The organism is Ruegeria sp. CDSA034 (assembly GCF_059612275.1).
In genome coordinates this window covers 50,280-69,001 of sequence record NZ_JBXWQH010000006.1, presented here as the reverse complement: position 1 = coordinate 69,001, position 18,722 = coordinate 50,280, and the positions used below count along the sequence as shown (strand labels likewise).

Annotated in this window: 17 protein-coding genes and 1 pseudogene; 13 read left to right on the top strand and 5 right to left on the bottom strand. The window is 55.4% G+C overall.

The features are described 5' to 3' along the window. The first annotated feature begins 47 nt into the window (after positions 1 to 47). The 5 genes from AC2FLJ_RS12160 to AC2FLJ_RS12140 are packed head-to-tail and all read left to right on the top strand — an operon-like array spanning position 48 to position 5,055. Positions 48 to 914 (top strand): carbohydrate ABC transporter permease, encoded by an 867-nt coding sequence (locus AC2FLJ_RS12160; RefSeq protein WP_109310933.1) that lies wholly within the window; start codon positions 48 to 50, stop codon positions 912 to 914. A 12-nt stretch (positions 915 to 926) separates the two neighbouring features. Next, positions 927 to 1,757 (top strand): carbohydrate ABC transporter permease, encoded by an 831-nt coding sequence (locus AC2FLJ_RS12155; protein ID WP_109310934.1) that lies wholly within the window; start codon positions 927 to 929, stop codon positions 1,755 to 1,757. A 12-nt stretch (positions 1,758 to 1,769) separates the two neighbouring features. Further along, complete coding sequence (locus AC2FLJ_RS12150) at positions 1,770 to 2,774, top strand: ABC transporter ATP-binding protein (RefSeq protein WP_108859808.1); 1,005 nt, start codon at positions 1,770 to 1,772, stop codon at positions 2,772 to 2,774. Next, positions 2,771 to 3,544, top strand: a complete 774-nt coding sequence (locus tag AC2FLJ_RS12145) for an L-iditol 2-dehydrogenase (RefSeq protein WP_496706006.1) — start codon at positions 2,771 to 2,773, stop codon at positions 3,542 to 3,544. Before AC2FLJ_RS12150 ends, AC2FLJ_RS12145 begins: the two co-directional genes overlap by 4 nt. After that, positions 3,544 to 5,055: a mannitol dehydrogenase family protein gene (locus AC2FLJ_RS12140; protein WP_496706004.1), complete on the top strand. Its 1,512-nt coding sequence runs from the start codon at positions 3,544 to 3,546 to the stop codon at positions 5,053 to 5,055. The genes AC2FLJ_RS12145 and AC2FLJ_RS12140 overlap by 1 nt, the downstream gene beginning before the upstream one ends. 228 nt (positions 5,056 to 5,283) lie before the next feature. Here the strand turns inward: AC2FLJ_RS12140 and AC2FLJ_RS12135 are convergent, their stop codons facing one another. Then, complete coding sequence (locus AC2FLJ_RS12135; RefSeq protein WP_496706002.1) at positions 5,284 to 6,879, bottom strand: GMC family oxidoreductase; 1,596 nt, start codon at positions 6,877 to 6,879, stop codon at positions 5,284 to 5,286. Positions 6,880 to 6,988: 109 nt separating this feature from the next. On the opposite strand from AC2FLJ_RS12135, the gene AC2FLJ_RS12130 reads away from it, so the two are divergent. The 4 genes from AC2FLJ_RS12130 to AC2FLJ_RS12115 all read left to right on the top strand — a co-directional run bounded on the left by AC2FLJ_RS12130 (position 6,989) and on the right by AC2FLJ_RS12115 (position 11,107). Beyond that, positions 6,989 to 8,227: a TRAP transporter substrate-binding protein gene (locus AC2FLJ_RS12130; protein ID WP_058273422.1), complete on the top strand. Its 1,239-nt coding sequence runs from the start codon at positions 6,989 to 6,991 to the stop codon at positions 8,225 to 8,227. Between the two features lie 65 nt (positions 8,228 to 8,292). Beyond that, positions 8,293 to 8,958, top strand: a complete 666-nt coding sequence (locus AC2FLJ_RS12125) for a TRAP transporter small permease (RefSeq protein ID WP_058276699.1) — start codon at positions 8,293 to 8,295, stop codon at positions 8,956 to 8,958. Beyond that, positions 8,958 to 10,316, top strand: coding sequence for a TRAP transporter large permease (locus AC2FLJ_RS12120; RefSeq protein ID WP_058276698.1), 1,359 nt, complete (start codon positions 8,958 to 8,960; stop codon positions 10,314 to 10,316). The genes AC2FLJ_RS12125 and AC2FLJ_RS12120 overlap by 1 nt, the downstream gene beginning before the upstream one ends. Before the next feature lie 11 nt (positions 10,317 to 10,327). Next, positions 10,328 to 11,107, top strand: coding sequence for an IclR family transcriptional regulator (locus AC2FLJ_RS12115; RefSeq protein WP_496705998.1), 780 nt, complete (start codon positions 10,328 to 10,330; stop codon positions 11,105 to 11,107). 123 nt (positions 11,108 to 11,230) lie between these two features. Here the strand turns inward: AC2FLJ_RS12115 and AC2FLJ_RS12110 are convergent. Together AC2FLJ_RS12110 and AC2FLJ_RS12105 are read right to left on the bottom strand one after the other, a co-directional pair. Continuing rightward, a pseudogene (locus AC2FLJ_RS12110) lies at positions 11,231 to 11,386 on the bottom strand (IS5/IS1182 family transposase); the annotation flags it as partial. 140 nt (positions 11,387 to 11,526) lie between these two features. After that, positions 11,527 to 12,402 carry a LysR family transcriptional regulator gene (locus AC2FLJ_RS12105; RefSeq protein ID WP_496705996.1) on the bottom strand — a complete coding sequence of 292 codons (876 nt, stop codon included), beginning with the start codon at positions 12,400 to 12,402 and terminating at the stop codon, positions 11,527 to 11,529. A 112-nt stretch (positions 12,403 to 12,514) separates the two neighbouring features. On the opposite strand from AC2FLJ_RS12105, the gene AC2FLJ_RS12100 reads away from it, so the two are divergent. From AC2FLJ_RS12100 to AC2FLJ_RS12090, 3 genes are all read left to right on the top strand, one after another. After that, complete coding sequence (locus tag AC2FLJ_RS12100) at positions 12,515 to 13,501, top strand: NAD(P)-dependent oxidoreductase (protein WP_282120198.1); 987 nt, start codon at positions 12,515 to 12,517, stop codon at positions 13,499 to 13,501. Positions 13,502 to 13,516: 15 nt separating this feature from the next. Beyond that, on the top strand, positions 13,517 to 14,353 hold the full coding sequence (locus AC2FLJ_RS12095) for a 3-methyl-2-oxobutanoate hydroxymethyltransferase (RefSeq protein ID WP_496705994.1): 837 nt from the start codon (positions 13,517 to 13,519) through the stop codon (positions 14,351 to 14,353). Between the two features lie 161 nt (positions 14,354 to 14,514). Continuing rightward, positions 14,515 to 15,492 carry a sterol desaturase family protein gene (locus AC2FLJ_RS12090; protein ID WP_496698911.1) on the top strand — a complete coding sequence of 326 codons (978 nt, stop codon included), beginning with the start codon at positions 14,515 to 14,517 and terminating at the stop codon, positions 15,490 to 15,492. Between the two features lie 110 nt (positions 15,493 to 15,602). Here AC2FLJ_RS12090 and AC2FLJ_RS12085 read toward each other — a convergent pair whose 3' ends face one another. Both AC2FLJ_RS12085 and AC2FLJ_RS12080 read right to left on the bottom strand, forming a co-directional pair. Continuing rightward, positions 15,603 to 16,475, bottom strand: a complete 873-nt coding sequence (locus AC2FLJ_RS12085) for an amidohydrolase family protein (RefSeq protein ID WP_496698913.1) — start codon at positions 16,473 to 16,475, stop codon at positions 15,603 to 15,605. After that, on the bottom strand, positions 16,472 to 17,485 hold the full coding sequence (locus tag AC2FLJ_RS12080) for a nuclear transport factor 2 family protein (protein WP_496698915.1): 1,014 nt from the start codon (positions 17,483 to 17,485) through the stop codon (positions 16,472 to 16,474). Before AC2FLJ_RS12080 ends, AC2FLJ_RS12085 begins: the two co-directional genes overlap by 4 nt. 152 nt (positions 17,486 to 17,637) lie before the next feature. Between AC2FLJ_RS12080 and AC2FLJ_RS12075 the strand changes: the two genes are divergently transcribed. Next, a complete protein-coding gene (locus tag AC2FLJ_RS12075; RefSeq protein WP_282120203.1) occupies positions 17,638 to 18,711 on the top strand; it encodes an ABC transporter ATP-binding protein in 1,074 nt (357 codons plus the stop codon). The last annotated feature ends 11 nt before the right edge of the window (positions 18,712 to 18,722 follow it).

Sequence of the window (18,722 nt, the reverse complement as noted above, 5' to 3'; positions counted from 1 at the left end):
GTTTTTCTCGCAGGCTGAGTTATGCCTGAACAGAGAGGGTTTGCCTAATGGCTACTCAACATTCCCGATCAGTTGCCCGCCTGATGATGGCACCAGCAGTGGTCCTGCTGCTTGGCTGGATGCTCGTGCCTCTGACGATGACGCTGTATTTTTCTTTCAAAAAATATCTGCCGCTGCGTGGAGGTGATCTAGGTTGGGTCGGGTTCGACAATTACGTTCGTTTCGTATCCTCCAGTTCCTTCTGGCCCGCGGTCCAAGCAACATTGGTAATCGTTGGCGGCGTGCTGGTGATTACGGTCATTCTGGGCATTCTGCTGGCCATGCTGCTGGATCAACCCATGTGGGGGCAGGGCGTTGTCCGCATCCTTGTGATCGCGCCATTCTTTGTCATGCCGACCGTATCAGCGCTGGTTTGGAAGAACATGTTCATGGACCCGGTGAACGGTTTGCTGGCCCATCTGTGGCGCTTTTTCGGGGCCGAGCCGATTTCGTGGCTGTCCGAGGCTTCGATGACCTCGATCGTTATGATCGTTTCCTGGCAGTGGCTGCCCTTTGCGACGCTGATCCTGCTGACCGCTATCCAGTCTCTGGACAGTGAACAGCTGGAAGCAGCCGAGATGGACGGTGCGCCGGTGCTTAAACGCTTTTATCACATCATCCTGCCGCATCTTGGTCGCGCCATTACGATTGTGATCCTGATTCAGACGATCTTTCTACTGTCGATCTTCGCCGAGATTTTCGTGACCACCGGCGGCGCCTTCGGCACCCGTACACTTACCTACTTGATCTTCCAGCGCGTGTTGGAAAGCCAGAACGTTGGCCTCGGATCAGCCGGTGGTGTCTATGCAATCATCCTGGCCAATATCGTTGCCATCTTCCTGATGCGCATCGTTGGCAAAAACCTGGACGCGTGAGGAGACAAAACCATGGCCCGCACCGTCACGACACAACGCAAAACACTAAACACCGCCCTTGCCTGGGCCGTAGGTCTGCTGATCTTTTTCCCGATCCTTTGGACGATCCTGACCAGCTTCAAGACCGAGGCACAGGCGATTGCAAGCCCACCGATCTTCCTCAACTTCGACTGGACGCTCGAAAACTACGCCATCGTGCAGGAACGCTCTGACTATATGCGGTTCCTGTGGAATTCAGTCATCATCGCAGGCGGATCAACACTTTTGGGTGTAATCGTCGCGATACCCGCAGCCTGGGCGATGGCGTTTGTTCCGTCCAGACGCACCAAGGACATTCTGTTGTGGATGCTGTCCACAAAGATGTTGCCCGCAGTTGGTGTTCTGTACCCGATTTACCTGCTGTTCATTCAGCTGGGATTGCTGGACAGTCGCGGCGGGCTGGTCGTGGTGCTGATGCTGATCAATCTGCCGATCATCGTCTGGATGCTCTACACCTATTTCCGCGAAATTCCGGGGGAAATCCTCGAAGCGGCACGAATGGACGGTGCGACGCTGAAAGAGGAAATCCTTTATATCCTAACGCCCATGGCCATCCCCGGCATCGCATCGACCGTTCTACTGAACTTCATCCTGGCCTGGAACGAGGCGTTCTGGACCCTAAACCTGACGGCCGTCGATGCGGCCCCGCTCACCGCATTTATCGCCAGCTATTCCAGCCCCGAAGGCTTGTTCTTTGCCAAGCTCAGCGCGGCCTCGACCATGGCGATTGCACCCATCCTGATCCTTGGCTGGTTCAGCCAGAAACAACTTGTCCGCGGCCTGACTTTCGGCGCTGTGAAATAAGGAAGACTTCGTATGGGACGTATACAACTCAAGTCCGTGACCAAAAGCTTCGGCGACGTAGAGGTCATTCCCCCGCTGGATCTGACCATCGAAGATGGCGAGTTCACCGTATTTGTCGGCCCCTCGGGTTGCGGCAAGTCCACTTTGCTGCGCCTGATTGCGGGACTGGAAGACATGACCTCTGGCTCCATCGACATTGACGGCGCCGACGCAACAGACGTGCCGCCTGCCAAACGCGGGCTGGCGATGGTGTTCCAATCCTACGCCTTGTATCCGCACATGACCGTTCGCAAGAACATCGCATTTCCGCTGCGCATGGCGAAACTGGATCAGGCTGAGATCGACAAGCGGGTTGAAGGTGCGGCGAGCGTTCTGAACCTGACCGACTACCTGGATCGTCGTCCCGGCCAACTGTCTGGCGGGCAACGTCAAAGGGTGGCCATCGGTCGGGCCATTGTACGCGAACCGGCTGCGTTCCTGTTTGATGAACCGCTGTCGAATCTGGACGCCGCCTTGCGCGTTGGCATGCGGCTGGAAATCAGCGAACTGCACGAACGTCTGGCGACTACGATGATCTACGTCACCCACGATCAGGTCGAAGCCATGACTATGGCCGACAAGATCGTTGTGCTTCAGGCAGGTGTGATCGAACAGGTTGGCAGCCCGTTGGAGCTGTACCGAACGCCGCGCAACTTGTTTGTTGCAGGCTTCATCGGTTCGCCCAAGATGAACTTCATCGAAGGCCCCGAAGCAGAAAAGCTCGGTGCCCAGACCATCGGAATTCGCCCTGAACACATTGCGGTGTCTGAATCTGAGGGAGACTGGTCCGGCGTCGTAAGTGTCTCTGAGCATCTTGGCTCGGACACGTTCTTCCACGTCCACGAAACAGGGTTGGCCGAGACCATCACCGTCCGAGCAGATGGCGAGGTCAGCTTTCGCCACGGCGACCGTATCCACCTGACGCCACGCTCGGATGCCATCCACCGGTTTGACGCGAAAGGTCTGCGGTTCGAATGACGCGTCTGACCGGAAAAACTGCCCTGATCACCGGGGCCGGGCGGGGCATCGGACTGGCGTTTGCCAAGGCTTATGTGGCTGAGGGCGCGCGCGTCGCCATCGCGGACATAGACGGGCAGCGTGCGCAGGGGGCAGCAACTGAGATCGGCGCAGCCGCGTTGGCCGTCGAGATGGATGTGACCAGCCAACAAAGCATAGAAGCCGCCGTTGCACGAACGGCTGAACATTTTGGCCCAATCGACATTCTGATCAACAACGCGGCCATCTTCTCCGCCGCTCCAATCGTTGAAATTGAGCGTGCTGACTACAATCGCGTTTTTGACATCAATGTTGCTGGCGCGCTGTTTACGATGCAGGCCGTTGCACGCCACATGATTGATCACGGAACCAAAGGTCGGATCATCAACATGGCATCGCAGGCAGGGCGTAGGGGCGAGCCGTTGGTTGCCGTGTACTGTGCCAGCAAAGCCGCGATCATATCCTTGACCCAATCGGCCGGGCTGAACCTGATCTCTCATGGGATCAACGTAAACGCCATTGCACCTGGTGTCGTCGATGGCGAGCACTGGGATGGTGTTGATACGTTTTTTGCGAAGCACGAAGGCAAACCACTGGGCCAGAAGAAACGCGAAGTGGCTGCAGCCGTTCCTTATGGTCGAATGGGTCGGGCCGAAGATCTGACCGGGATGGCAGTATTTCTGGCTTCTGAAGACGCAAAGTACATCGTCGCACAAACCTACAATGTCGATGGCGGAAACTGGATGAGCTGATGGACCCTGTGGCGAATGCAAAACCTTCGGTACGGCTACGGCGTGACAGTCTTTCAGACCTGCCAGAGATTGTCAGGACTCCGGCCTATGCGCGCTCTGACCTGACACCGGGCATTGTCCATATCGGACTTGGTAACTTTCATCGCGCACATCAGGCCTGGTATATTCACCAGTTGATGCAGCTGGGCCAAGCCCATGACTGGGCAATCATCGGGGCAGGTGTCCGAAGCTATGACACAAACATGCGAGAGCGACTGTTGGCCCAGGACTGCCTGACAACGCTGATCGAACTGGACCCAAAAGGAATGTCCGCCGAAGTGATTGGTCCGATGATCGACTACCTTCCAATCGAAGACAACAATGCTGCGCTTATCCGGACGATGGCGGACCCTGCCATACGAATTGTGTCGCTGACTGTAACTGAAGGTGGGTATTTCCCGGACGCCAACACTGATGCGTTCGATACGGATCACGCAGACATTCGGCACGATGCCGAAAACCCGAACCAGCCGCGCACGGCATTCGGTGCTATTGTCGCAGCGCTCAGGCAACGGCGTACAAATGGCTTGAAACCCTTTACTGCGCTCAGCTGCGATAATCTTCAGGGCAACGGTGGAATTCTGCGAACCTGCGTTGTTGGTTTGGCGCGTCTTTCCGACCCGGATCTGGCCGATTGGATCGATCAGAATGGAGCATTTCCGAACTCGATGGTGGACTGCATTGTTCCCGCAACGACCGAGGAGGTCGTAGCGCAATGCCGGGCACTGGGCGTCGACGACCGCGCACCGGTCACGCATGAGAACTTTCGCCAATGGGTGATTGAGGACAATTTCTGCGCTGAACGACCGCCCCTTGAGCAAGTTGGAGTAACACTGACGCAGGACGTCCACAGCTATGAAGCGATGAAACTGCGCATATTGAACGGCGGCCACCAACTGCTCGCAAATGTCGGGGAGATTCTGAATGTGCCCACGATTTCAGACTGCATGCAGGACCCGGACATCGTGGCGTTTTTCAGGAAAGTTCAGACGGAAGAAATTCTGCCTCAGGTCGAAGCCGTTCCCGGAACCACTGCCGCCGAATATCTTGGGTTGGTTGAGAGGCGATTTTCCAACACCACCATCCACGACACAACACGACGCGTGGCGTTCGATGGATCTTCACGACACCCGGGTTTCTTACTGCCGTCGCTGCGCGATGCACTTGCGTCCGGGTCGTCCGTAAATGGGCTTGCGCTGGCCGAAGCATTCTGGTGCCGGATGTGTGCAGGCATTCGCGAAGATGGTTCAGAAATTTCCCCAAACGATCCCCATTGGGAGCATTTGCAAAAAACCGCACTGGCTTCCAAGGTCAATCCGATTTTGTGGATCGAACAAAGCCAGTATTTTGGTGACTTAGGCCGCGACGCGCAGTTCACAGACGCTTTTTCCACCTGGCTGGCTGCGATTTGGCAACGTGGTTGCCGCGAGGCGATAGCTGACTTTACCGCTCTTGAGCCAAAGTCCCACTGATTCTGCGGTAGGCATGCTTCAAGCCAATCTCTGTGGTAGAGGCCAGTTTGCGCGAGGTTTAATGATGGCTGAAAAATAGGCACTCTTTGAGCGTTCTATTCTGGCTGTCCAAAGTGCGTAAGCGCCGTAGGCTATTGCCTTCGACATGCCCGTGAAACTTATGGAATCTGACCATCTTGTACAGGTCAGATCCAGGCACGGGTAAGGAAGGTCACAAAAAGTCCAAAATCACTTGTTTGCGCATAGCAACTCACTGGCTTTTTCACCGATCATGATTGCTGGAGCATTAGTGTTGCCGCTGACGATTTCCGGCATGATTGAACAGTCGGCAACGCGCAGATTTTCGATTCCTTTGACCTTCAGGTTTGGATCCACAACAGAGCTTTCCGAGGTACCCATCGCGCAGGTTCCTGTCGGGTGATAGATCGAGACGGAATTCGAGCGCGCCCAATCCAAAGTGCCTTCGTAGTCATCGCGGGACAGATCAGAGGTTGGTCGGAACTCTTCTGAAATCTTAGAAGCCAGTGGATTATGCCGGGCGATGTCCCGCGCGATGTTCACGCCGTCGACGATCGTTCTGCAATCAGTTTCCGTCGACAAATAGTTTGGAATGATCTTGACGTAACTGGCCGGATCGGGGCCATCCAGACGCAGTTCTCCGCGGCTTTCCGGCCTCAGCTGACAGACGGACATTGTGAAGGCAGAAAACGGGTGCACGCCCTCTCCGGGGCTGTCGGCAGACCAGGGTTGAACGTGGAATTGAATGTCAGGAGTCTGAACTTCGGGGCGGGTTTTCAGAAATCCGGTGGCCAGGCTGGCCGCCATTGTCATAGGTCCGGCCCGGAATAGCGCGTATTTCAGCGCGATCCGTGCCTGATTGAACAGGCTGCGCACTTCATCATTCAGCGTTGGCTCGTTGCATTTGAAGACCAGGCGTGCCTGCAAGTGATCCTGCAGCCCTTTGCCGACGCCGGGCAGCGAATGAACGGGTTCAATGCCGTTAGCCTTCAAGTGATCCGGGTCTCCGATGCCTGACAACATCAAAATCTGAGGTGAGTTGATGGCACCACCGGACAAGATGATTTCGCGGCGCACTTTGATCGACTTCACTTCACCCGATCGGTCGCGATAAAGAAGCCCGGTTGCTTTTTTGCCGTCCAGTTTGACCTTGGTTACCAATGCACGGGTGATGATGTTCAGGTTCGGCCTGTTCCTGATCGGTTTGAGGTATGCAACGGCCGCACTGCAACGACGACCATTCCGAGTGGTCAGCTGAAAGTAGCCAACGCCTTCCTGATCGGCCCCGTTGTAGTCAGGATTAAACGGGTAACCCGCCTCTTGGGCGGCGGCTACCCAGGCGTCACAGATCGGTCGCTGAATGCGCATGTTGGACACCGACAGCGGGCCGCCTGTACCATGAAATGCGTCTTCGCCGCGCTCTTGATCCTCGCTGCGTTTGAACAGAGGCAAGACGTCATCCCAACCCCAGCCGACGTTACCCATCTGACGCCAGCGGTCGTAGTCCTCTTTCTGACCACGAACATACAAAAGCCCGTTCAACGAGGAAGATCCGCCAAGGACCTTTCCGCGCGGCCAATCAATCGAACGTCCATTCAAACCTGGATCTGGTTCAGTGCGGTAACACCAATCCAATGAGGGGTTATGCATGGTTTTGAAGTATCCAACCGGTATGTGAATCCACGGGTTGGTGTCAGGTCCGCCAGCTTCCAACAATGCCACTGTTGTGCTGGGGTCAGCGCTTAGCCGATTGGCAATGACGCAGCCCGAAGAGCCTGCTCCGACGACTACATAATCCACCTCCATGACGGTCTCCTCCCAAGGTAACTGAAAAAAACACTATGCAAATTGCCGGAACTATACTAGCATTTTTTGATACAAAACGTCTCAATAATTGCGATCAGGGAGGTAAGCAATGGAGATCGGTAAGAAACTAAGCGGTGTCTCACGGCGGGATTTTTTTCGTGTGGCCGGGCGTTATGGCATGAGCTCAACGCTGCTGGCAGCGGGTGGCTTTGGCGGCGCGATGAGTTTGGCCAATTTGGCGCAAGCCGCAGAATCAACTTATGAAAAACGGTTTTCGAAAGAACCTAAACACACGCTGAAATTCGGTGCATCAGGTTTCAATACGCGCAACCTGCTGATCGAACGGGCAGGGGCCATCGAATTCGCCCGAGATCTGGAAGAACGCACTGACGGTGAGATTCGGATCGAGTTCATTGGCGACAACCAGATCTGCGGACAACTGAGCTGTGTTGAGAAGACTCAGCAGGGAATCGTCGACATCTATGCGGCGTCGACCCAGAACTCTGCGGGCGGTGCGCCATATCTGAACGTGCTGGACTATGCCTATATGTTCCCCAGCAGGGCGGCGCAGTATCATTTCTTCTACAGCCCCGACAGCCAGCGTATTCTGCGAGACCCCCTCGAAAAGCGCCACGGGCTGAAATTCCTGTTCACCCACTGTGAACTGCGCGGCCTGCAAATGGGCTCGACCTTCTCTGACAAGCCAACTGTCACCAAACTGGAAGAACTGTTCGGGACAAAGAACCGTGTGACAGGGACACAGCTTGGCCGGATCGCCATGCAGCTACTGAACCTGAACCCGGTGCCGGTGGCATGGGAAGAAACCCTGGACGCGCTCAAGACGGGCCTGATTGATGGGGCGGAAACTTGGGCATCAGCCGTTGCCTACGCAAACATGGCTCCGGTCGTCTCGCAATCCGTCAATCTCAAATTCTTCTGCGGTACTGAACATACGTCAATGTCGGCCAAAGTGTTTGACGGTCTTGGCGGTGAACTTCAGGACGCAGTAATGGAATCGTCCTATTTCACGCAGGCCCTTATTCAGGGTGCAAACGAAGCTGCACTGCTGAACACGGTTGGTTTCTCGGAACCACAGCTGCCCAACACCATCTTTGCGGAAAACGGTGTACGTGCAGCATTCCTGCCGGACGATCAGATCAAACTGGCCGAGGAAATGTGTGCGCCGAACTTTAATCCTGAACCCTGGGCGCAGTGGCGCGAGCGGCTGAACAAATGGGCCGGTGGTATCGACACCTATCAGGAAATCTACGACATCGCGCGGCAGATCCCAGCAGACACACTGCCCGAAAACGTTGAGCCCCGCCGTTGGTGGAAAGGCGCGGCCTGATCTAACATTTCGAACCGGCCCCTCGGGGCCGGTTTCTCTAAACACCGACTGGGAGGACGGGGTTCATGTCACTATGGGCAGATATCGGGGCAATTTTCAGCGCCTTGCTCACTCGCGATTCATTCGAAATCCAATCCGCATTGGAATCTGACGCCGCCTGGGTTGTCGGTACTGTTGCCGCCGCGCTCGGCGGTTTTCTTGTAATGCTGATCTATCGCAAAGTGCCCTTTGTTGAACGCCACTTCGAACGGTCGATCATGGTTTATTCCTACCTTGCCATTGCGCTGATCATCTTCTGGGGTGTTATTGACCGCTTTGTTTTTAACGACCAGGAACCTTGGTCCACCACCATTCCTCCGCTTCTGTTCATGATAATGGCCTGGTTTGGTGCGTCCTATAATGTCCGCCTGCGCACGCATCTTAGCTTCAGCGAGTTTCGCACCGCGATGCCGCGCGGCGGTCAACTGGCCTGTCTGTTTCTGGATGCCATTTTGTGGTTCATCTTTGCGGTCATCGTGATCGTGACCACAACACGCCTCGTTGCGCTGTCAGCCTCGAACTTTCAGATCGTGCTTGGGACAGACAACATCATGCAGTGGTGGTTTCTGTTGGCCGCGCCTGTGTCCTTCTTTTTGATGGTCGGTCGCGTGTTTCAAAACCTTGCTGACGATCTGCACAATTGGAAAACCGGAGAGCCGCTGATCAAGCAGGCCGTGATAGGGGCAGATTGATGACAGACGGAACTTTAGTTACACTTATTTCGCTGGGCGTGACGTTTCTGTTCATGTTGGGCGTGCCGGTGCTGCTGGTCATCGGATACTGGGTGATCGGATGCTCATTCGTTCTGGGGCTGACACTCGACAATATGGGTGCAGAGCTACTGAACGTGTTCAACAAAGGCTTCGCCTTGTTGGCGATGCCGCTGTTCATCCTGACCGGCGACCTGATCAACAAATCGGGGATCGCGCGGCGGTTGAGTGATTTTGCCTATTCCTGTTTAGGCTGGATACGCGGCGGGCTGGCTATGGCATCGCTTGGGGCGTGTGGATTGTTTGCCGCGATTTCCGGGTCGAACTCTGCAACGACCGCAACCATCGGTTCAATGCTGCACCCTGAGATGGTCAAAGGCGGCTATGACGAACGCTTTAGCGCGGCCACGGCCGCGGCGGGCGGTACGGTTGGGATCATCATTCCTCCATCCATCATCTTCATCGTCTACGGGTTCTTGATGAACCTGCCCATTTCCGAGCTGTTCGTCGCCGGTATCATACCTGGTGCGCTTATGGTTTTTGGTATGCAATTCGCATGCTGGATCATCTGTCGGATTAATGGGTGGGGGCACCTGATTCCGCTGCAACTGAACCGGATTCTCAAAACGGCATTTGGTGCGTGGCTCGGCTTTTTCGCCATCGGCCTCGTGCTATGGGGCATCTATACCGGCAAGTTCTCACCGACCGAGGCGGCGGGTGTAACCGTTGGTTTCTGTGTCATCGCGGGCTTGGTCAGCTATCCGATCAACCGGATCATGGGCGCGCGGGATAATATTTCGCCCACAGACAAAAGCTTTGCCGAAATGCTGGTTGTCGAAGGCTTCACAATCCCTGAGATCCCCTCGATCGTGATCCGCTCGGCTCAGATCACGGGTATCCTTGCGCCGCTGATTGCGATCTCGGTGGTCATGCAGCAAATTCTGTCGCTGCTTGGAGCACAACAAACGATCGGAGATTTCGTGACCTCAATGGGTGGGTATTACGCGGTTCTGTTCACATCGATGGTCATCGTCTTTTTCTCAGGCATGGTTCTGGAAAGCTTGCCGGTGACGATTATCCTAGCACCGATCCTAGCACCGATTGCTGCGTCCGTAGGGGTCGACCCGATCCATTTTTCGGTGATTTTCCTTGTAGGTGCCTCGATTGGGTTCATCACGCCACCATATGGTCTGAACCTTTATGTTGCGTCAGGTGTGACAGGTGTGCCGTACTTCCGGCTGCTGCGCTATACGGTGCCTTACCTTGTGGCGTTGCTGTCTGTGTGGATTTTGGTCTCTCTGGTGCCTGATCTGGCCTTGATCTTGTTGCCAAACAACTAGAGTTTAGCGGGATGGCAAACGCAGACACGCGAGAGAAAGAATCCCAAATCCCGACGAACCTGCGTTTGCTGTTGATCCTTGAAGAGGTTGCAAAGCGTGGGGTCGCAGTCAAACCGTCAGACCTGATTGAATCATTGGGTTTGGCGAAACCGACAGTACATCGTCTGCTTCTAACGGCTGAGGCCGAAGGGTTCCTACAACGTGATCTGGATGGACGATCCTATGGTCCCGGGCCACGATTGCGGCAGCTTTCGGTTAACACGGTCTCGTCGGAGCACCTTCGGACAGCCCGCCTTGCGATCCTGCGGGGCATCGCTGATGAAATTGGCGAGACCTGCAACCTCGCCATCCCGGATCGGGAGGGAATGATATATCTGGACCGGGTGGAAACGGAATGGCCCCTGAGGATTCAATTGCCGATTGGCACCCAGGTTCCGTTTCATTGCACGGCCAGCGGCAAGATGTACTTGTCCACGCTTCGTGAGAACACGTTGGACGGGTTTCTTTCCGCTCGTAAGCTGAACGCGAACACTAAGAAAACAATAACTGACCCAGAAGCTCTGCGCGCCGAAATCATGAACATCGCGCAAAGAGGGTATTCAACGGATGACGAAGAATTCATGCCCGGGATGACCGCCGTAGCTGTCCCTGTTCTGGATGGGCACGAAAGGCTTGTGGCTACGTTGTCTGTTCACGCGCCAACCCAGCGTCACGAATTGGACAGTTTGATGCAGTTCCTTTCGCTTTTGCAGTTTGGAGCGACCAAAATATCGGGATTGCTGACGTCATAGATAAGCGTCGGGACTTAGTCTTTCTGTGGGTCCCAATCTATACTGATTGTTGTTCTGTTCATCCCACCTTTGGCTCGACCAATCAGACGTCCACGCCCTCCCCTTTGGTCACTATTCCCCGGTTGGGTCAGAGTAGTTTCTTGGAAGCTGCTTTAGCGCATGACCCTTGGGGCAGATGCATTGAACGTTCTCAGCATCTCATTCGACGTCGGCTCGGGTTCATGTTCCGTCGTTGTACCCGGAATTGTAGAAGACTGGTATGTGCGGAGTGATCTGGCGCTTATTCCCAATATTCGCCGCGCTGAGGTCCGAATGCCGTCTAACGCGGAGGCTTTGCCGTTGAAGCTTCTACCTGTATTCCAAAAATATCAGAGCTGAACACGCACGAACACAACCCGTTTGGACGAAGAAGTTTTGGTTCACTTAAAGATGCCTTCCAGCCAAGCTTCAAAACGCTGTTTGGCCACTGCATCCGCTTTTGAGTTTTGCCCCGCAATCAAATAGTGGCTCTGTTCTATTGGAACGGCTTCACCAACTATGGCGACCTTTCTTCCGGTCTCAATGGCGGTTTTGGCAAACCTCTCGATAACGATCGCATTGCCGCCACCTGCAGCCACGATGTCCACCGCCGCAATGGTCGTGTCGACCACAAAGGTCGATGCGTACTGGATTTGTTGAACCCCGGTTGCGAAAAAATACCGTTCCCACATCTGTTGGAATCCCAGAATGTGAATGAGCGGCTGTTGTTGCAGATCTTCGGTGGAAGGGGCTTTCCCCCCAGAAATCGTGGGGGCAATTCGTACGATACGCTCAGTGGATATTTTCCGAGCTGGGATATCAGTCCACTCACCGCTGCCTACCCGCAACTCGACATCGACATTTTCACGGCCTGCGGATTCAGCCCAAATGTTCGAGACCAGCTTTATGGAAATATCGGGGTGGATCCGCAAAAACTCGGGCAACCTGTGAGCGAGAAACAAGGTCGCCGTGGATATTGGTGCACGCACGACTAGCTCGTGCTTCTGGTTTGATCCGAACAGACTGATCGTTGACAGATCGATGTCTCTTAGGGCTTGCCGCACAGAAAACGCGTATGCCTGGCCAACTTCGGTCAGGCTTAGGTTGCGTGCGGCGCGATAGAACAAGGGGCAGCCAAGTTGCGCTTCCAGCGAGCGGACATGCAGGCTAAGTGCCGATTGCGTGATACCCAGCTCTGCCGCGGCGGCAGTAAAGCTCAGATGCCGCGCGGCGCATTCAAAAGACCGAAGCCAGATAGGGTTAGGAGATTGCGGCATTCGTAGCACCAAAAATTTTCGCTGATACCTGCCGGTTTTATTCGTTTTACACAATGCCATCAACGTTTGTACTTTTTGCGAAGTAAAATCTTTGCCGATCATCCGGCGGGAAATGAAACAGGGAACCACTCGCATGAAAGTTGGATTTATTGGTCTTGGAAATGTCGGCGGGAAACTCAGTGGCAGTTTGCTGCGGAACGGCATTGATCTAACGGTGCATGACCTCAACACCGAACTTGTGGATGATTTCGTTTCGCGCGGGGCAACCAGGGGGGAGAGCCCGGCCCAACTGATGCGCGATTGCGATACGGTAATCACCTGTTTGCCATCGCCCGCTGCTTCTGATGCCGTCATGCAACAGATGCTGTCCGAGGTGAAGCCGGGCAAAATCTGGATGGAGATGTCCACCACTGACGAAGCCGAGGTCAAACGCTTGGGCGCAATGGTGATGGAGGCAGGAGGCGCAGCCGTGGATTGCCCGGTTTCGGGCGGATGCCACCGTGCGGCGACGGGCAATATCTCGATCTTTGCGGGCTGCGACCGTGCCACGTTTGACCGCATCGCGCCTTTCCTGAAAACCATGGGTCGACGCATTTTGCACACTGGCGATTTGGGCTCGGCTTCGGTTTTGAAAGTGGTGACGAACTATCTGGCCACGGCCAATCTTGTCACTTGCTGCGAAGCGCTTGTCACCGCCAAGGCGGCCGGTATGGACCTCAACACGACCTATGAGGCGATGAAGATTAGCTCCGGCACGTCATTCGTACATGAAACCGAAAGTCAGGTGATCCTGAACGGTAGCCGGGACATTTCTTTCACCATGGATCTGGTCAAAAAGGATGCCGGTCTGTTCCAGCAGGTGGCTGACCGTCACAATGTGCCGCTGGAAATCTCGCCTATGCTGGTTCAGATCTTTGAGGATGGCATCGAACGCTATGGCGAGCGTTGTTTTTCGCCCAACATCATCAAACGTCTGGAAGAGGCCACCGGTCTGGACATTCTCGCCCCCGGTTTCCCGCCGGAAATGACGGATGATGAGCCGGAAGAACCCGGTTACGAGGTGATCCCGCAAGGCTCTGAACGCAAAGCCGCTGAATAAAAAAGGACAGCGGTTTTGAAACGGATCTATACTTTTGGTGGGCATCCGGCGACGCGTAACTTGACGGTGGCGGATATCAAGGCAGGCAAGGGCAGGCGTAAATTCGTGCAGACGACCGCCGTGAGCCGCACCGAGGCTGCTGCGGCTCAGGCCGCGGGCATTGATCATCTATCAATCGTCGATCACGATCTGGCCGAAGTACGCGCCGGTGCGCCTGACACGTTCACCACTGCCGCGTTGATGGCCGGCGATTATGAGACCCACCAGGACATCCTGCGTGCCGGTATACGTGCGGCAACCGCCGGGGCAGACGCGGTTTACACATTGCGCAGTCTCAAAGCCGTGGAACTGCTGGCCGACGAAGGGTTGGCCGTTCAGGGTCATCTGGGCCTGGTGCCCCGCCTGTCCACCCAGATCGGCGGATTGCGTGCCTATGGGCGCACCGCTGATGGAGCAATACAACTGGCCGAGGATCTGCGACGGTTGGAAGACGCTGGTGCTTATGCAGTCGAGTTGGAATGTGTCGCCAACGAGGCGATTGCAGAGATCAGCCCGCGTACCGGACTGATCACCCACTCAATCGGTTCTGGCGGGGCTGCCGATGTGATCTTCCTTTTCCAGGAAGACGCTTGCGGCGACACCCCAAACCCTCCGCGACATGCCAAAGCCTTTGCCGATATGGCAGGTGCCCGTACAAAACTGGAGGCCGAAAGGATGAAGGGTTTGACCGCCTATCGTACCGCGGTTCTGGACGGTAGTTATCCCGACACTGCGACGAGCATCGGCATGAAGCCCGGTGAGCATGAAAAACTACGTGAAGCGCTGGACAAGCGCCGCCCGTTTCACGAGTAGGCCCCACGATGACTTGCCGTCCGTCACGGAAATACCCGTATGAGCCGCCTCCGGCCTCATCCTGATCAAAAAAGGTACATTTGCTCAGGAAAGGACACCCCGTGACGACTGCAGATACGAACGCTCGGAAAACAGCTCATACCTCCGAAGATCCCGCCCCCATGAGCCGCGAATGGCACTGGCACCCGGAACTTCCGGTAAAGCACGCCCCCTATTGGCACTGGCCACCCAAATTCGGCGTCATGGGGAAATGGGCCTGGCAGAACTGGCTGCAATTTTCGGATCGTTCGATCTATCTTGCGCTGGCTTTTCTGGTGGCGTTCTGGTTGCAGCCCGTCGGATCCGATCAGGCCATTTTTGCCATTGGCTGGATGTCATGGGTGTTCATTCGCAACTGGGTGTTGCTATTGGTCGTCGCCGGTGGGCTGCATATGTGGTTTTACGGTGTCGACGGGCAAGGTAAGTTGCTGAAATACGACCCCCGACCGTACATGAAGCGCAAGAATGCGCTGTATAAATTCGGCTATCAGACCTGGGACAACATCTACTACTCGATGGTCTTTGGTGCGACCATCTTGTCGATATTTGAATGCTTCCTGCGCTGGATGTACGCTAACAATTATATCGGCACGCTTAGCTTTGTTGCGCATCCTGTGTGGTTCATTCTGCTATTCCCGATATTGGCGCTTTGGCAAAGCTTTCACTTTTATGCCGTTCATCTATTTCTGCATCAGCCGTTCATATACAGGAACGTACACGCCGTGCACCACCGCAACGTCAACACCGGCCCCTGGTCCGGCATGTCGATGCATCCGGTCGAATCCTTCGGGTATCTCAGTGCTATTCTGATCGTGCTGATCTTACCCAGCCATCCCGTTCACATGATTTTCCCCGGCTACTGGCTGATGCTGGGCGCAGCGTCGTCTCACTCTGGATACGAAGCGATTTGGGCGCGCGATCGTCAGGCTTTGCTGATAGGTGCATTTTTCCACCAGCTTCATCATCGCTATTACGAGTGCAATTATGGCAATGCCGAAATGCCCTGGGATAAGTGGTTCGGAACATATCATGATGGTTCCGAGGACGCCACAAAGCGTACTCGGAACCGCAAGCGTGAAATGCACGCTCGCGGCAGATAACCAAAGCTCCAAATACTGAAGTTCGTTTGCAATGCGTTGGTCGGATTGGGCTAACTTTCGGGAACTTCCGTCGGGAAGACTTCGCTAAAATAGGACTAAAAAAATTGTCCCTATTCAAAGAGATAGAAGCGTTTTGCCGTGCCGTGGAACACATCGTCCTGGTTTGATGCCGGGACGAGTTCCTGGTGCCTGGAAACAACTTCTTTGTAAGTTGAACTGAGGCTGTCGACCGGAAAATTCGACCCGAACATGCAACGGTCGGCACCAAACTGTGACAGGCAGGTGGCAACGATTCGTGAGACGCTTTCGGCACTCCAGTTATGATCAAACATTCCGAGGCCGGAGAGTTTGCAACAGACTTGCGGGAGGGTTGATAACGTTTTTAACCCGTCCGCCCATCTCTGCAAGCCTTGTGCGGTTCGGTCGTGGGGGGACCCTGCATGGCAAAGAGCAATCCGGGTTTCTGAGGCCTGCGACAACACATCTGCGGTCATTTCCATTAACTCAGGCAGCAGTTGAAGATCGAAGGATAGCCCGCGTGAGCCCAGTTGTTTCAGACCAGCCAAGAACTTTGGATCTTCAAGCAGCGTGTTTGTGCCGGTGATTGCATCCTCGCCCGGAGCGCGGCCGATGATCTGACGAACGCCGCGTACAGACGGCAGGGTTTGGAGGCGGTCGAGTTGCTTGTCCAGATCATCAGCGGTCAAATCGCAGAAGGCCACTTGCACCAAGGGCCAGTCCGGGAACTGGTCCGCCACTGATTGCACCCATTGCGCTTCGGCCCAGGGGTCGGCCGCGCCCACCTGAATATGTACCGAAGCGCCGAAACACTCGGCTTCGGCGTCTGCGCGAAATTCCGGCAGCAAATAGTTTCGTTGGATGGGGGAGGGATCGCCAAAGAAACGAGCGACGCCCTTTTCCATGAGCCAGGGATAGGTCACGGCAGACAGGTCCCACAGGTGGTGATGCGCATCTATCCTCATGGCGTTTCGACCTCTGTGGTTCGGGCCAGAATGTCGACGCCTTGCCCATTCCAGAAGTGCAGCAAGTCGATGAAGACCCAGTTTTCCGCCAGTTTGTCACCCGCGCGGCGATAGATATCGATCACCCTGAATTCGCCGGGTTTACCAGTTGCGGGCATACCCATGAACCCGCCGGACGGAGTGGCCGTGAAATTGGGCCAGCCAAAGAACCCGCCATAATGCCCCTCGGCCATGCGGCAGACATGATTGGTTTTAGATCGGTCTGAGAAGGCGGCCCGGAACGGTCCAGAGTGTTGTTTTGCATAGCGTTCTATCGTGTAGGTCGCGCCGATCCCTTCGGGTCCCCACCAGATCATGTCTTGATGCCAGGTTTGGGCCAATTCATCCTCAAGCGACAACCCACTGTCCCATTGGCCGAGATCTGAGATCATCGCGTTGATGACCGCCAGGGTCTTTTCGCCTTCTTCAGCGGGTTGTGTGTTCAGCAGTAGGCCGTCATGGGTTCTTGGGCCGGGTTGCACCAAATGCGCCGCTGTTTGTGGAGGGAACGGATTCTGCCCGGCTTGCACCATCAGGTGCGGTATGTCGAAATACATCGCTGTTTCGACAATCCTGTCACCGGCGACCTTGTAGAACGCGCAATAGGGCAGGAATGCCAGCTTGCCAGTTGGGCGAATGCCCAGCCACGGACGGTCGAACAGCCCCATCAAATGCCCCATAGATACGACCCAAACGTGGGCCTCGTCCCGCAGCGAGTTTTGCCCCGCAAACAGGATATCTACACGGTTCTGCTGGCGGGTTAGGCTGCTCTTTAGTGGTTGCCAGAACTGCCGGGCAACCTGTTCGGCGCCATTGATTTCGTTGAATGGGTGAAAGCCGCGCCACTTCAGATCCGGGGCGCAGTATTGGCTCATTGCCTTCGGGATTTCTTGTTCTGTCGCGGAATCTAACGCGGTGTGAAACGCAGAGACGAGTTTTTTTTCTGTCTGAAAGGTCACGGTATTTGCCATTGTGATCAAAGTTTTACGAGAGGCACGAAGCCGGGTTGAGTCGGGTATTTGCGTCAGTTTTGCATACGTATGCAAAAAAGTCTTGCCTGAATTGACGTATGCGAATTACAGTTTTGCAAACGTATGCAAAATGATTCCTTGCAGGGGGCACCATGGCGGAAATTCAATTGCGGAACGTCGGCAAGCGATGGGGCTCATTCGTTGGGGTTCACAATTTCGACCTGACCATTGCTGATCGCGAGTTTCTGGTATTGCTCGGCCCCTCGGGCTGCGGCAAGACAACGACGATGCGCATGATCGCAGGTCTTGAGGACGTGACCGAGGGCGAAATCCTGGTCGACGGCAATGTAATCAACGATCTGGAGCCGAAGGACCGCGACGTTGCGATGGTGTTCCAGAGCTACGCGCTTTATCCCAACATGAACGTCTACGAGAACATCCGCTTTCCGCTGAAGGTGCGCGGCATCGACCCGTCGACCCACGACGAAAAGGTACGCCGCGCCAGCGCGATGGTCGAGCTGGACGATTTTCTGCATCGCAAACCCGCCGAGCTCTCAGGTGGTCAGCGACAGCGTGTGGCACTCGCCCGTGCCATTGTACGCGAACCAAATGTGTTCCTGATGGACGAACCGCTGTCGAATCTTGACGCCAAACTGCGGGTCTCCACCCGGGCGCAGATCAAGAACCTCAGTCACGAGCTGGCGGTGACGACGATCTATGTGACCCATGACCAGATCGAAGCGATGACACTGGCCGACCGCGTTGTGGTGATGAAACAGGGCGTGGTGCAGCAGGTTGGCAGCCCCACGGAAATCTATGACATGCCGGCAAACACGTTTGTGGCCAGCTTCATTGGTTCACCCGCGATGAATTTAATGGATGGCGACGTTTCAGGTGGAATGTTCCGTGCCGAACACGTCGAAATCCCAGTGGATGCCTCAGACGGTCCTATGACGCTGGGCTTCCGCGCCGAGGATGCCAGCCTTGCCGAAGGGCAGGGCCAGATCACAGCGCCGATCTACACGCTGGAATTGCTGGGCGACGCGACCATGATCTCGGTCCGGGTCGGCGGTGCTCTGGTATCGGTTAAAGCCGATAAAGCCTACCGCGCCGAGATTGGCGAGACAGTCTCGTTCTCGGTGCCGAAAGAAATCTGTCACCTCTTTGAAGCTGAAAGCGGTGCGCGGATTGGGGAACACCCCCACAAACAGCCCAAACGGGCTTAACACCGGTCCGG